Source organism: Nocardioides sp. Z35_8, assembly GCF_059621125.1.
The window spans coordinates 24,203-38,197 of record NZ_JCAQIE010000003.1; the positions used below are offsets into that span (position 1 = coordinate 24,203).

The 13,995-nt window shown below is 72.3% G+C and carries 11 protein-coding genes; 4 read left to right on the forward strand and 7 right to left on the reverse strand.

All coding sequences use genetic code 11. The annotated features are described in order from the left end of the window. The first annotated feature begins 86 nt into the window (after positions 1-86). Both AC54T2_RS14600 and AC54T2_RS14605 read left to right on the forward strand, forming a co-directional pair. Positions 87-1,424, forward strand: a complete 1,338-nt coding sequence (locus AC54T2_RS14600; protein WP_496666548.1) for a 3-oxoacyl-ACP reductase — start codon at positions 87-89, stop codon at positions 1,422-1,424. Beyond that, positions 1,424-2,281, forward strand: coding sequence for a MaoC/PaaZ C-terminal domain-containing protein (locus tag AC54T2_RS14605; RefSeq protein WP_496666710.1), 858 nt, complete (start codon positions 1,424-1,426; stop codon positions 2,279-2,281). The genes AC54T2_RS14600 and AC54T2_RS14605 overlap by 1 nt, the downstream gene beginning before the upstream one ends. A 119-nt stretch (positions 2,282-2,400) precedes the next feature. Here the strand turns inward: AC54T2_RS14605 and AC54T2_RS14610 are convergent, their stop codons facing one another. Together AC54T2_RS14610 and AC54T2_RS14615 are read right to left on the reverse strand one after the other, a co-directional pair. Then, positions 2,401-3,267 carry an acyl-CoA thioesterase gene (locus AC54T2_RS14610; RefSeq protein WP_186342099.1) on the reverse strand — a complete coding sequence of 289 codons (867 nt, stop codon included), beginning with the start codon at positions 3,265-3,267 and terminating at the stop codon, positions 2,401-2,403. Next, positions 3,267-4,229, reverse strand: a complete 963-nt coding sequence (locus AC54T2_RS14615; RefSeq protein ID WP_186342098.1) for a PAC2 family protein — start codon at positions 4,227-4,229, stop codon at positions 3,267-3,269. The genes AC54T2_RS14610 and AC54T2_RS14615 overlap by 1 nt, the downstream gene beginning before the upstream one ends. 120 nt (positions 4,230-4,349) lie before the next feature. On the opposite strand from AC54T2_RS14615, the gene AC54T2_RS14620 reads away from it, so the two are divergent. Together AC54T2_RS14620 and AC54T2_RS14625 are read left to right on the forward strand one after the other, a co-directional pair. Continuing rightward, positions 4,350-5,579, forward strand: coding sequence for a thiolase family protein (locus tag AC54T2_RS14620; protein ID WP_496666549.1), 1,230 nt, complete (start codon positions 4,350-4,352; stop codon positions 5,577-5,579). After that, complete coding sequence (locus AC54T2_RS14625) at positions 5,576-7,660, forward strand: 3-hydroxyacyl-CoA dehydrogenase NAD-binding domain-containing protein (RefSeq protein WP_496666550.1); 2,085 nt, start codon at positions 5,576-5,578, stop codon at positions 7,658-7,660. The genes AC54T2_RS14620 and AC54T2_RS14625 overlap by 4 nt, the downstream gene beginning before the upstream one ends. Positions 7,661-7,804: 144 nt before the next feature. On the opposite strand, the gene AC54T2_RS14630 is transcribed toward AC54T2_RS14625, so the two are convergent. From AC54T2_RS14630 to AC54T2_RS14650, 5 genes are all read right to left on the reverse strand, one after another. Beyond that, entirely contained in the window at positions 7,805-9,319 is a 1,515-nt protein-coding gene (locus AC54T2_RS14630; protein WP_186342095.1) for an amino acid permease, read from the reverse strand. A gap of 80 nt (positions 9,320-9,399) precedes the next feature. Further along, positions 9,400-11,304 (reverse strand): 1-deoxy-D-xylulose-5-phosphate synthase, encoded by a 1,905-nt coding sequence (dxs, locus tag AC54T2_RS14635; protein WP_186342094.1) that lies wholly within the window; start codon positions 11,302-11,304, stop codon positions 9,400-9,402. A gap of 16 nt (positions 11,305-11,320) precedes the next feature. Beyond that, positions 11,321-12,256 carry an SMP-30/gluconolactonase/LRE family protein gene (locus tag AC54T2_RS14640; RefSeq protein ID WP_496666551.1) on the reverse strand — a complete coding sequence of 312 codons (936 nt, stop codon included), beginning with the start codon at positions 12,254-12,256 and terminating at the stop codon, positions 11,321-11,323. Continuing rightward, entirely contained in the window at positions 12,253-13,530 is a 1,278-nt protein-coding gene (locus tag AC54T2_RS14645; RefSeq protein ID WP_496666552.1) for an NUDIX domain-containing protein, read from the reverse strand. Before AC54T2_RS14645 ends, AC54T2_RS14640 begins: the two co-directional genes overlap by 4 nt. A gap of 20 nt (positions 13,531-13,550) precedes the next feature. Further along, the gene (locus AC54T2_RS14650; RefSeq protein WP_186342092.1) at positions 13,551-13,967 is read right to left on the reverse strand and encodes a hypothetical protein; all 417 of its coding nucleotides are present in this window, start codon (positions 13,965-13,967) and stop codon (positions 13,551-13,553) included. Between the last annotated feature and the right edge of the window lie 28 nt (positions 13,968-13,995).

Consider the following 13,995-nt stretch of genomic DNA (forward strand, 5'->3'; position numbering starts at 1 on the left):
CAACGGCGGGAGGGCCACGCCACCCGAAGCGGACTCCGAGCCGCGCCCGTCCCGTCCCCCACCCCGCGAAGAGGCAGGCACCCACCATGCGTGACCGCTACCAGGGCTTCGTGTCCTCCCCGATCGGCAAGCAGCTCGTCAAGGTCCTCGGCCTGCCCGACCCGACTCCGCTCCAGCGCTGGTCCGAGGGCGCGCCCCTGGTCGACGGGCTCGTGATCCTCGGCGGTGCGGGCCGCCTGGCCGAGACCCTCCCCACCACGCTCGACGGACTCGGCATCGCCTCGGCGACGACCCTCGGGGACGGCGCCCGCGCCAAGGCGCTCGTGTTCGACGCCACCGGCATCACCGACACCACCGCCCTGGTCGCGCTGCAGGAGTTCTTCACCCCGCTCATGCGGCGCCTCGAGCCGTGCCCGCGGGTCGTCGTCCTCGGGACGCCGCCCGAGCAGCGCACCGGCTCCGAGCGGGTCGCCCAGCGCGCGCTCGAGGGGTTCACCCGCTCGCTCGGCAAGGAGATCGGCCGCGGTGGCACCGTGCAGCTCGTCTACGTCGCCCCGGCCGCCGACGGCGCCATCGCCTCGACCCTGGCGTTCCTGCTCTCCCCCAGGTCGGCCTACGTCTCCGGCCAGGTGGTGCGCGTCGGCAGCCACGGCGCCGCGACCACCACCGTGCCGGCCACCGACCCGGGACGCCCGCTGGCCGGCAAGGTCGCGCTGGTGACCGGGGCCAGCCGCGGCATCGGCGAGGAGATCGCGCGCGTCCTGCACCGCGACGGCGCGCGGGTCGTCGGCGTCGACGTGCCGCAGGCGGCCAGCGAGCTGCAGACCCTGATGGCCGAGCTCGACGGTGACCACCTGGTGCTCGACATCACCGTCAAGGACGCGCCGCAGCGCATCGCCCACCACCTGCGCGAGCACCACGGCGGCGTCGACGTGGTCGTGCACAACGCGGGCATCACCCGCGACCGGAGGCTCGCCAACATGGACACCGAGCGCTGGAGCAGCGTCATCGCCGTCAACCTCACCGCGCCCGAGCGGATCACCCGCGAGCTGCTCGACTCGGGGGTCCTCCACGCCGAGGGCCGGATCGTCGGCGTCGCGTCGACGTCGGGCATCGCCGGCAACGTCGGGCAGACCAACTACGCCACGTCGAAGGCGGGCGTGATCGGCCTCGTCGACAGCCTGCGCGACGAGCTCGAGGACGGCACCACCGTCAACGCCGTCGCCCCCGGCTTCATCGTCACGCAGATGACCGCGGCGGTGCCGTTGCTGACCCGCGAGGTCGGCCAGCGCCTCAACGCCATGGCGCAGGGCGGCCTGCCGGTCGACGTCGCCGAGACGGTCGCGTGGCTCGCCGGCCCCGCGTCGGCGGCGGTCAACGGCAACGTCGTGCGGGTGTGCGGCCAGATGATGCTGGGGGCGTGATGGCGGGCGACTCGGTCGCCGCGCTGGTGCGCGCCGCGCTCCCGGCGGTGCCGCTCGTCAACCAGCTGCCCGGCATCCGCAAGGGCGACCCCGCGGGCTTCACCGGGCTGGCTCGCAGCCGCGGGCGGGTCGTCGTCGTGCGTGCCCGCGTCGACGCGTACGCCGACGTGTGCGGCTTCCCCCGCCGCGACGTCGTGCCCGTCACGTACCCGCACCTGTTGGCGTTCCCGCTGCACGTGGCGATCATGACCGACCGGGCGTTCCCCTACGCCGCTATCGGGATGGTGCACGTGGCGAACACCATCACCGCGCACCGCGAGGTCGCGGTGGGTGAGCGCCTCGACGTCGCCACAGCGGTGGGCGGGCCGCGACCGCACGCCCGGGGCGTGCTGCTCGACTTCACCACCACGGTCTCCGGCGACGACGGCACGGCGTGGGAGTCCACCTCCACCTACCTCCGCCGCGGGGCGTCCGTCCCCGGCGAGCCCGCACCCGGCCTGCAGGTCCCGGACCCGCCCAGCGGAGGCGTCGAGTGGCGGCTGCCCGCCGGCCTCGGGCGCACGTACGCCGGGGTGTCGGGCGACGCCAACCCGATCCACCTGTACGCCCTGCCGGCGCGGGCGCTGGGGTTCCCGCGCCAGATCGCCCACGGCATGTGGACGCTGGCCCGGTCGGTGGCCGCGATCGAGAACAGGCTCCCGGCGGCCGTGACGGTCGAGGCGGCGTTCAAGAAGCCGGTGCTGCTGCCCGCCACCGTGGCCTACGCCGCGCGCCAAGACGACCACGGCTGGACCTTCGCGCTGACCGACCCGACCGACGGGTCCCCGCACCTGCTCGGCCGGACCTCCCCCGCCTGACGGTTCATCAAGGTATGCAGGGCAACCCGCACTTCCCGGCCTCAATTGATCGAGGGAAGTGCCGGTTCAGCGACATACCTTGATGAACCATCAGCGACGGCGCGCCGCACCGCGGCCCGCTACGCCCGGTCGTCGCGCAGCCGGATCAGGCCCTCCTGGGCGACGGTCGCGACGAGCTCACCCGTCCGCGAGAACACCCGCGCCAGGGCGAGCCCGCGCGCTCCCCCGGCGAACGGCGCGAACTGGTCGTAGAGCCACCAGTCGTCGGCGCGGAAGGGACGGTGGAACCAGATCGTGTGGTCGAGCGAGGCGGGCTGGAGGCGGGGCGAGCCGATGTGGATGCCGTGCGGGACCAGGGTCGCGCCGAGCAGCGTCAGGTCGCTGGCGTAGGTGAACGCCGCCTGCTGCGTCGTGACGTCGTCGCCGAGGTCGCCGTCGACCTTGATCCAGAGCCGGGCGCGGGCCGGCTGGTCCGGGTCCTCGGGGATCCCCATCCCCGTCATGCCGACGTGGCGGATGTCGAGCGCCGCCCACTCGCGCTCCCACTGCCCGACGGCGCCGGGCGACAGGCCGCGTGCGAGCTCCGACAGCGGCATCCCCTGCTCCGGGGTCGGCACCTCGGGCATCCGGTCCTGGTGCTCGAGGCCGGGCTCGACCACCTGGAAGTCGGCGGTCATGTAGTAGATCGCCCGCCCGTGCTGGCGCGCCGAGACGCGCCGGGTGACGAACGAGCGGCCGTCGCGGATGCGCTCGACGTCGTAGACGATCGGCACCGTGGTGTCGCCGGGGCGCAGGAAGTAGGAGTGCATCGAGTGCATCACGAAGGTGCTCTCGACGCTGCGGGTGGCGGCCACGACGGCCTGGGCCGCGACCTGGCCGCCGAACACCCGCTGCCGCTCGGTGTCGGCCTGGGCACCCCGGTAGAGGTCCACCTCGAGCTGTTCGAGGTCGAGGAGCGCGGTGAGCTCCGCGGCGCTGCCGGCCATCAGCGGCCGTCCCAGCCGGGGTCGTCGTCGCGCGAGCCGGAGTCGTCCTTGGGGTCGCCGTCGAGGTTGGCCAGGAACGCCTCGAACGCGCTGCCGATCTCCTCGCCGGTGGGCAGCGGGCCGTCGCCGGCCAGCAGGGACGACCCGCTCGCCTCGGCCTCGCGGAAGGAGTCGTACTGCTGTTCCAGTCCACGCACCACCTCGCCGACCTCGTCGTGGCTGGCGAGGTAGCGGTCGACCTCGGTCATGGTGATCTCGGCGGCCTCGCGGAGCTCGGTGAGGTCGATGGTGAGGTGGCCGCCGATCTCGAGGTGCTCGAGCAGCACCAGGGCGGCCTGGGGGTACTCCATCTGGGCGAGGTAGTGCGGGATGTGCGCGACGAAGCCGAGCGCGTCGACGCCCCACTCCCCCAGCCGGATCTCCAGCAGCGCCTGCGCGCTGGCCGGGACCCGCAGCTCGCCCTGCCACGGGCTCTCGCCCGGGACGAGGTCGGGGCGGTTGGCGTGCGGCGTGATGGCGATCGGCCGGGTGTGCGGCACCGCCATCGGCACGGCGCCCATGCTGACCACCCGCGAGACGCCGAAGCGCTCCACGACCTCCCGCACGGCGCGCGCGAAGCCCTCCCACCGGATGTCGGGCTCGGGGCCGGCGAGCAGCAGGAACGGCGTGCCGCCGGTGTCGCGCATCGCGCGGACCACCAGCCGGGGCGCCTCGTAGTCGGTGTAGTGGTCGCGGATGAACGTCACGGGCGGGCGGCGCGCGCGGTAGTCGTGCAGCGAGTCGACGTCGAAGGTCGCCACGACCTTGCCCTCCGTCAGCCCGGCGAGGTGGCGCGCGGCGAGCTCGGCGGACTTGCCGGCGTCGAGGAATCCGGTGAGGACGACGACGAGCGTGAGGTCGCCGGCGTCGGCCGGCATCGACAGCTCGGCGTCGTCGACGATGTGCACGAGTCGTTCGGCCATGGGCAGGAGCCTAGTGAGTGCGACCTCGTGACCTGACACACACCCGCCGATGATGGGCAGGCGTTGTTACCCAAGGGTAACGTGGTCTCACCCTGTCCACTGAGAGCCTGGGAGTAGCCAGTGTCCCGACCACAGCGTGAGGTCGTCTTCGTCGACGGCGTACGCACCCCGTTCGGCAAGGCCAAGGGCCAGTACGCCGAGACGCGGGCCGACGACCTCGTCATCAAGTGCATCCGCGAGCTGATGCGCCGCAACCCGTCGCTGCCGCCCGAGCGCGTCGAGGAGGTGGCCGTCGCCGCCACCACCCAGATCGGCGACCAGGGCCTGACGATCGGGCGCACCGCCGCCCTCCTCGCCGGACTGCCGCAGAGCGTGCCCGGCTACTCCATCGACCGCATGTGCGCGGGCGCGATGACCGCCGTCACCAACACCGCGTCCGGCATCGCGTTCGGTGCCTACGACGTCGCGATCGCCGGCGGCGTCGAGCACATGGGCCGCCACCCCATGGGCGAGGGCGTCGACCCCAACCCGCGCATCCTCTCCGAGCGGATCGTCGACCCCGACGCGCTCGTGATGGGCAAGACCGCGGAGAACCTGCACGACCGCTACCCCACGATCACCAGGCAGCGCGTCGACGAGTACGCCGTGCGCAGCCAGCAGAAGACCAAGGCCGCCTACGACGCCGGCAAGATCCAGCCCGACCTGGTGCCGGTCGCGACCCGCTCCGCCGAGGCGGGCTGGGGCCTGGCCACGCTCGACGAGCCGATGCGGCCCGAGACGACCATGGAGTCGCTCGCCGGGCTCAAGACCCCCTTCCGCTCCCACGGCAACGTGACCGCGGGCAACGCCGCCGGCATCAACGACGGCGCCACCGCCGCGCTGCTCGCCGACGAGGAGACCGCGCGCGAGCTCGGCCTCCCGGTGAAGATGCGCCTGGTCACCTACGCCTTCGTCGGCGTCGAGCCCGAGGTGATGGGCGCCGGCCCGATCCCGGCGACCGAGAAGGCGCTCAGGCTCGCCGGTCTCACCATCGACGACATCGACGCGTTCGAGGTCAACGAGGCGTTCGCCGTGCAGGTGCTCGCGTTCCTCGAGCACTACGGCATCGCCGACGACGACCCGCGGGTCAACCCCTACGGCGGCGCGATCGCGATGGGCCACCCGCTGGCCTCCTCCGGCGTACGCCTGATGAACCAGCTGGCGCGCCAGTTCGAGGAGCGTCCCGAGGTCCGCTACGGCCTCACGACCATGTGCATCGGCATCGGCATGGGCGGCACCGTGATCTGGGAGAACCCGCACTGGACCGGCGCCGACTCCACCAGCTCCGACTCGACGGGAGACACCAAGTGAGCACGCACGACACCAGCGTCTACGAGCGCGCGCAGGCGATCGTCTCCGACGCCGAGCGCGTGACCCGCGCCCACCTGCGCACGGTGGCGCTGCCGGGCGTGACGTTCGGGCTGATCACCCTCGACAACGGCGAGGACCACACCAAGCCCAACACGTTCGGGCCGGCGTCGCTGCTCGCCCTCAACGAGGCGATCGACGCGGCCCTGGCCGACGAGACGATCGACGCGATCGCGGTGACGGGCAAGCCGTTCATCCTGGCGGCCGGCGCCGACCTCACCGCCATCCAGGGCGGCGGCCCCGACGCCGTGCGCACCGTCGGCGAGCTCGGCCACGCGGTGTTCCGCAAGCTGCAGGACGGTGGCAAGCCGTCGTTCGGCCTCGTCAACGGCCTCGCCCTCGGCGGCGGCCTCGAGGTGGCCCTGCACTGCACCTACCGCACCGTCATGGACTCCGCGCCGGCCCTCGGCCTGCCCGAGGTCATGCTCGGCCTGGTGCCCGGCTGGGGCGGCGCCTGGCTGGTGCCCAACCTGGTCGGCGCCGACAAGGCAGTGACGCTGATCGTCGAGAACCCGCTCAACCAGGGCAGGACGCTGGGCGGCAAGGCGGCCTACGACTTCGGGCTGGCCGACGCGGTCTTCGGTGGTGCCGACTTCCTGGAGCAGTCGCTGCTGTGGGCCGCGTCCGTCGTACGTGGCGAGACCGTCGTCGAGCGCCCGGAGGTCGACCGGGGCGAGGCCTGGGACGCCGCGATCGAGCGCGCCCGGGGCATCGTCGCGGCCAAGACCGGCGGCGCGTCCCCTGCCGCCGCGAAGGCCGTCGAGCTCATCGCCGCGGCGCGCAACAGCGACCGCGACACCGGCTTCGCGGCCGAGGACGACGCCCTCGAGGAGCTGTCGAGGACCGCCGAGCTGCTCGCCTCGCTCTACTCGTTCGACCTCGTGCAGAAGCGCGCCAAGCGGCCTGCCGGGGCGCCCGACCGGTCGCTCGCCCGTCCGGTGACGAAGGTCGGCATCGTCGGCGCCGGCCTGATGGCCAGCCAGCTCGCGCTGCTGTTCGTCCGTCGCCTGCAGGTGCCGGTCGTGCTGACCGACCTCGACCAGGAGCGCGCCGACAAGGGCGTGGCCTACGTCCACGCCGAGATCGACAAGCTCCTCGCCAAGGGCCGGATCAACCAGGACAAGGCCAACCGCCACAAGGCGCTGGTCACGGGTGAGACCGACAAGCAGGTCGCCTTCGGTGACGCCGACTTCGTGATCGAGGCGGTCTTCGAGGAGATGGCGATCAAGAAGACCGTCTTCGCCGACGTCGAGCAGGTCGTCTCGCCCGAGTGCGTGCTGGCGACCAACACCTCCTCGCTGTCGATCACCGAGATGGCGGCCGACCTCCAGCACCCCGAGCGGGTCGTGGGCTTCCACTTCTTCAACCCGGTCGCGGTCATGCCGCTGCTGGAGATCGTCAAGGGCGACGCCACCGACGACGCGACGCTGGCGACTGCGTTCGCGACCGGCAAGGCGCTGAAGAAGACCTCGATCCTGGTCAAGGACAGCCCGTCGTTCATCGTCAACCGCCTCCTCGGCCGCTTCCTGGGCGAGGTCGCCAAGGCGGTCGACGCCGGCACCCCGATCGAGACCGCGGACGCCGCGTTCGCCGGCATCGCCCCGATGCCGCCGTTCATGCTGCTCGGCCTCGTCGGCCCGGCGATCGCGCTGCACAACAACGAGACCCTGGCCGGAGCGTTCCCCGACCGCTTCTACGTCTCGCCGCTCCTGGAGCGGGTCGTGGCGGAGAGGAAGACCTCGTTCTACCTGCCCGACCTCTCCATCGACCCGGAGATCAAGGCCCTGCAGGAGCAGCCGGCGTCCCCGGTCGAGCTGACCAAGGAGGAGCTGCGCGTGGCGGCCCTCTCCGGGCTCGCCGAGGAGGCGCGCCTGATGCTCGACGAGGGCGTCGTCGCGGCCCCGCAGGACATCGACCTGGCGATGATCACCGGCGCCGGGTTCTCCTTCTGGAACGGCGGGCTCACCTTCATGCTCGACGTCCAGGGCATCTCGGAGAAGGTGACCGGCAAGCGGTTCCACTGAGCGGCATACGCCGAGCACGCCGAGTCGGCGCGTCCTGACCATTGCGAGGTCAGGATGCGCCGACTCGGCGCCATTTCGGGGTCAGGACGCGCCGACTCGGCGCCATTTCGGGGTCAGGATGCGCCGACTCGTGCCTGGGTGGGGTCAGCCGCCGGAGGGTGTGTCGGACGGCCGGGCGTGCTTGTCGTACTCCCCGCGGCCGAGCCGGGAGTGGGTGCGGCCGTACGCGAAGTAGACGACGAGGCCGATCGCCATCCACACCACGAACCGGACCCAGGTGTCGCCCTTGAGGTTGAGCATCAGGTAGCCGCACAGCAGCACCGAGACGCTCGCGACCAGCGGGGCGGCGGGCGTCCGGAAGCCGCGCGGGAGGTCGGGACGCTGGCGGCGCAGCACCACGACGCCCGCGCTGACCAGCACGAACGCGAACAGCGTGCCGATGTTGACCATCTCCACCAGCGTGGCCAGGTCGACGAAGCCGCCGAGGCAGGCCACGGCGACGCCGGTGATGGCGGTGAAGATGTAGGGCGTCCCGAACCTCGGGTGGACCCGCGCCAGGCGTCGGGGCAGGAGACCGTCGCGCGCCATGGCGAACCCCACGCGCGTCTGGCCGAGCATCAGGATCATCACGACCACGATCAGGCCGATGCAGGCGCCGATCGCGATGAGCCGCCCCATCCATTCCATGCCGACCGCGTCGAACGCCGTCGCCAGCGGGGCGGCGTCGTTCTCGTCGATGTCGCGGTAGTTCTGCATGCCGGTGACGACCAGGCTGACGGCCATGTAGAGCACCGTGACGATCGCCAGCGACCCGAGGATGCCGCGCGGGATGTCGCGCTGGGGGTTGCGCGTCTCCTCGGCGGTCGTCGCGACGATGTCGAAGCCGATGAACGCGAAGAAGACCGTGGCCGCGGCGGCGATGACGCCGGCCACGCCGTACACCGCCGGGTCGATGCCGAGGAGGGTGCTGATGAGGGAGGAGTCCATGAAGCCGGCGTCGCCCGCGGGTGCCGGCTCCGAGGGCGGGATGAACGGCGAGTAGTTGGCGGTGTCGATGTGGCTGATGCCGAAGACGATGACGGCCGCGACGACCAGCAGCTTGATGGCGACGACGACCTGGTTGAGCACGCTGGAGAACTTGATGCCGGCGATCAGCACGACCGTCACGAGCAGCGAGATGATGATCGCCGGGAGGTCCATGGTGCCGCCGGCGGCCGAGCCCAGCGAGGCCGGCACCTCCAGGAACGTGCCGTCGAACACCTCCTGGAAGTAGCCGGAGAAGCTGGTCGCGAGCGCCGCCGACCCGATGGTGAACTCCAGCACGAGGTCCCAGCCGATGATCCAGGCGATCAGCTCGCCGAACGTGGCGTAGGAGAACGTGTACGCGCTCCCCGCGACGGGCACCGTCGAGGCGAACTCGGCGTAGCAGAGGGCGGCGAGCGCGCAGGCCAGGCCCGCGATCGCGAAGGCCAGGGTGATCGCCGGGCCGGCGTTGGTCTTGGCCACGGTGCCGGTGATGACGAAGATGCCGGCGCCGATGATGACCCCGACACCGAACACCATCAGGTCGAGGACGCCGAGGTTCTTCTTCAGCCGGTGCTCGGGCTCGTCGGTCTCGGCGATCGACTGCTCGACTGACTTCGTCCGGAAGACGCTCATCACAGCAACCTAGGACCGCCGGGCCCCGACCGTCGACCCCTCCGCCGAGCCTCCCGTCGGCAGGGACACCCGGGTGCTGTTCAGGCGGTGTGGTCGACCTCGACGACGGTGAGCCCCCGGTCGAGGGCGGTGACGTCCTCGACGATCGAGCGGGCGAGGGTCTGCGCGTCGAGCCCTATGCGGGCGAGGATGGCGTCGCGCTTGGCGTGGTCGAGGAACTCCTGCGGGATGCCGTGGAGGCGGAACGGCGTACGCACGCCCGCGTCGGTGAGCGCCTGGAGCAGCGCGGTGCCACACCCGCCGACGCGCCCGTTGTCCTCGACGCTCACCACGAGGCGGTGCTCGCGGGCGAGGTCGATCAGAGCGGGGTCGACCGGCTTCACCCAGCGGGGGTCCACCACCGTGACCCCGATCCCCTGGGCGGTCAGTCGCGACGCCACGTCGACGGCGGTCGTGGCCATCGACCCGACGGCCACGATCAGCACGTCGCGCTCACCCGAGCGCACGAGCACGTCGGCGCCGCCGGCGCGGCCGATGGCGGGGACGTCCTCCGGCGGCGGGCCCTTGGGGAAGCGCACCACCGTCGGGGCGTCGTCGACCTGGACCGCCTCGTCGAGCAGCTCGCCCAGCCGCGTGACGTCGCGCGGTGCCGCCAGCCGCAGGCCCGGGACGACCTGGAGGATCGACATGTCCCACATGCCGTTGTGGCTGGCCCCGTCGTCGCCGGTGACGCCCGAGCGGTCGAGCACGAACGTGACGCCGCAGCGGTGCAGGGCGACGTCCATCAGCACCTGGTCGAAGGCGCGGTTGAGGAAGGTCGCGTAGACGGCGAAGACGGGGTGCAGGCCACCCATCGCCAGGCCGGCGGCCGACGTGACGGCGTGCTGCTCGGCGATGCCGACGTCGAACGTGCGCTCGGGGTACTTCTCGGCGAACACGTCGAGGCCGACCGGGTGCATCATGGCCGCGGTGATCGCCACCACGTCCTCGCGGCGGGCGCCGAGGTCGACGATGGCCTCGGAGAAGTGGTCGGTCCAGATCTTGCCCTTGGGCTTCTCCGCACCGGTCTGCACGTCGAACGGGCCGGGCGCGTGGAACTGGTCGGCCTCGTGGCGCAGCGCCGGGTCGTAGCCCTGGCCCTTGCGGGTCAGGGCGTGGACGATCACGGGGCCGTCGAAGCGCTTGGCGCTGGCCAGCGCCTGCTCCATCGCGGTCCGGTCGTGTCCGTCGACGGGGCCGACGTACTTCAGGCCGAGGTCCTCGAAGAGGCCCTGCGGGGCGATCGCGTCCTTCATCCCCTTCTTGACGGCGTGGAGGGCGTCGTAGGCCGCGTGGCCGACGCCGGGCACGGCGTTGAGCCGCTTCTTCACCAGGTCGAGGACCTGCTCGTAGCGGGGGTTGGTGCGCAGCGAGGTCAGCGCGGTGGCGAGCCCGCCGATGGTCGGCGTGTAGGAGCGCTCGTTGTCGTTGACGACGATCACCAGGCGGCTCTTCTTCGCGATGGCGATGTTGTTGAGGGCCTCCCACGCCATGCCGCCGGTCAGCGCGCCGTCGCCGATGACGGCGACGACGTGGCGCTCGTCACCGCGGATCGCGTAGGCCTTGGCGAGCCCGTCGGCGTAGGACAGGGCGGTCGAGGCGTGCGAGTTCTCGACGATGTCGTGCTCGGACTCGGCCTGGCTCGGGTAGCCGCTGAGGCCGCCCTCCTTGCGCAGGGTGTCGAAGTCGGTGTGGCGCCCGGTGACGAGCTTGTGCACGTACGACTGGTGGCCGGTGTCGAAGACGACGCGGTCGTGGGGAGAGTCGAAGACGCGGTGGATCGCGAGCGTCAGCTCGACCACACCGAGGTTGGGGCCCAGGTGACCCGAGTTGGTCGCGACCGTGCGGATCATCACGTCGCGGATCTCGGCCGCGAGCTCGTCGAGCTGCTCCGCGGTGAGGCCGCGGAGGTCGCGCGGGGAGGCGATCGAGTCGAGGAGAGCCATGGGGCAGGAGTCTATTTCATGGACGGTCGATGACTGCTACCGACGGCTCGTGCAGGCTGCCCAGCCAGACGCGTCCGTCGTGCTCCCGCACCCCGGTCACCATGTGGAAGCCGGGGCCGTCGCCGGGCCGCTCGAGGTCGAGGTCGTGCACCAGCCGCCCGGTGTCGTCGTAGGCCTGCACCCGGATCGTCTGCGCCGGCCTGGGCTGGAGCCTCTCGGGGATCCGCGTGATCGCCCGACGCAGTAGGAGCGGCGCGGACCCCAGGCGCTCGACGAGGCCGTCGACCGGGCTCGCGACGGCCACCCAGATGAGCCCGTCGCTCCCCCGGCTGATGTTGTCGGGGTAGCCCGGGAGGTCGGTGACGAGGTGGTCGCGCTCCCCCGCCCTCGGCCCGGCCAGCCACAGGCGTACGACGGTGCGCCCGCGGCACTCGGCGACCGCGACGTAGGACTCGTCGGCGGCCAGCGCCACGCCGTTGGAGAACGCCAACCCGGTGAGCACCACCTCGACGGAGCCGTCGGGGTCGCGGCGCACCAGCCGGCCGGTGCGGGTGTCCTGGACGAAGTCGTCCTTCCACCGCTCGACGCCGAAGTGCAGCGAGGAGTCGCTGAACCAGATGGTGCCGTCGGCCGCGACGGCCGCGTTGTTGCAGAACATCATCGCCCGGCCCTCGACCCGGTCGACCAGCACCTCCACGGCGCCGGTCCCGAGTGACACCCGCAGCACGCCGCGGCGCGCGTCGCACACCACGAGGTCGCCGTCGGGCAGCAGCTCGAGCCCGAGCGGGCGGCCACCTGTGTCGGCGACCCGCCGGGTGCTGCCGGTGGCCGGGTCGAGCGCCCAGATCACGCCGTCCTCGGTGCCGGTGAGGACGGTGCCGTCCATGGTGACGACCACGTCCTCGGCACCCATCGACGGGACGGGGTGCACGGTCAGGCTGGGGCGGCTCATGGGGTCATCGTGGCGTAGACGTCGCTGCCGAGGAAGGCCGGAACGATGTCGATCGCGGCCGAGGTCAGGTCGAGCCCGCGCGCGACCTCGGGGTCGACGAAGATGATCCGGCGGCCCTCGCGGCAGTCGATGTCGGCGTCGGTCAGGTCGGTGGCGGCGACGAACACCTGCATCACGTCCCAGGTGCCGTAGGCCTCCCGGTGGTCGACGACGAACTCGCGGAAGAGCCGCAGCCCGCCGGGCGGAAGGCGTACGCCGGTCTCCTCCTCCAGCTCGCGGTGGGCAGCGGGCTCGAAGTCCTCCCCGGGCTCGACGTGGCCTCCGGCGAGTCCCCACTTCTCGGGGTCGATGCGCGGGTGCTCGTCGCGCTCCTGCAGCAGGATCCAACCCCTGCGGTCGACCAGGATGACGCCGGCGAAGCGGCGCGGGTCGGGGCCGAGGTCGAAGGGGTGGTCGTCGATCCACCGACCGAGGGACGGCTCGACGAGCCGGGTGGACGGGACGAGGTCGAGGTCGGCCAACCGAGCCGGCGCGACGAACACCATCTGCCGGCCCTCGTGGCACTCCAGGTCGCGGTCGCCGAGCGTCGTACGGGCCACGAAGGCGTGGAACCGGAAGGTCCCGCGGTCGGTGGCGAGCTCGAACCGGCCGAGGTCGGTGAGCTCATCGGGCGCCGCCGCGACGCCCGTCTCCTCGGCGAGCTCGCGCGCGGCTCCGACCACGGGCTCCTCACCCTCCTCGAGACCGCCACCGGGAAAGCACCACATGCCGGGCCAGACCGGGGCGTGCTCGTCGCGCTCCTGCATCAGCACGCGCCCGCGCGGATCGACCAGCGTCACCTGCACGAAGTCGGTCCGGATCGCGCTCGCGCGCCACTGCCGCACCAGATCGAGGGTCAGCTCCGTTGCGCGGTGGAGCGGCCGGCCGGCGAGGTCGTCGAGGTCGACGAAGTCCATCTGCCGGCCCTCGCCGCACACGACGTCCTCGTCGGTGGCCCTCGTCCGCACCGCGAAGAGCTCGAACTCGTCGTCGCCGCCGCACCCGTCGCTGTGGAAGCGTCGTACGCCCAACGACTCGAGGTCGTCGGCCGCGACGACCAGTCCGGTCTCCTCCGCGAGCTCGCGGACGGCCGCCGCCGCGAAGTCCTCGCCGTCCTCGAGGTCGCCGCCGGGATAGCCCCAACGCCCCGGCTCGTGGACGGCGTCGTGCCCGCGCTCCTGCACCAGGACCCGCCCGTGTGGGTCGACGACGGCCACCGCGGCGAATCGATGCATCCGCCGACCCTAGCCAGCCCTCACATCCGCACCCGGTAGCGACGCCCGCGGAGCGCGTCCTCGACGAGACCCACCTCGCGGCGTACGCCGAGCAGGCGGGCGTCCTCGAGCTGGAAGGTCTGCACGGCCGCGAGGACGACCGCCTCGTCGGCCACGTCCTTGAGGTCGCCGCGGATCTCGCTCAGCCCCCGGCGCGTGGCGAGCTGCTGGGCCTCGACGTGCAGCACGGCGAAGCGGGCGAGCACGACGACGTGGCGGCGCAGGCCGGAGAAGCGGCGGTAGTCGGGTGGACAGATGTCGAGCAACCAGCTGGCGGCGGTCGCCTCCCAGTCGGGGGCGTCGGGAGGACGGACCTGCCGGGGCCAGCCGGGCGGGGCCACGCCGGGGTGGCCCGACGGCGGCGTGGGCCGTTGGCGGGGCTGCGGCGCAGGGAACACGGCGGCATCCTATCGAACAGGTGTTCGA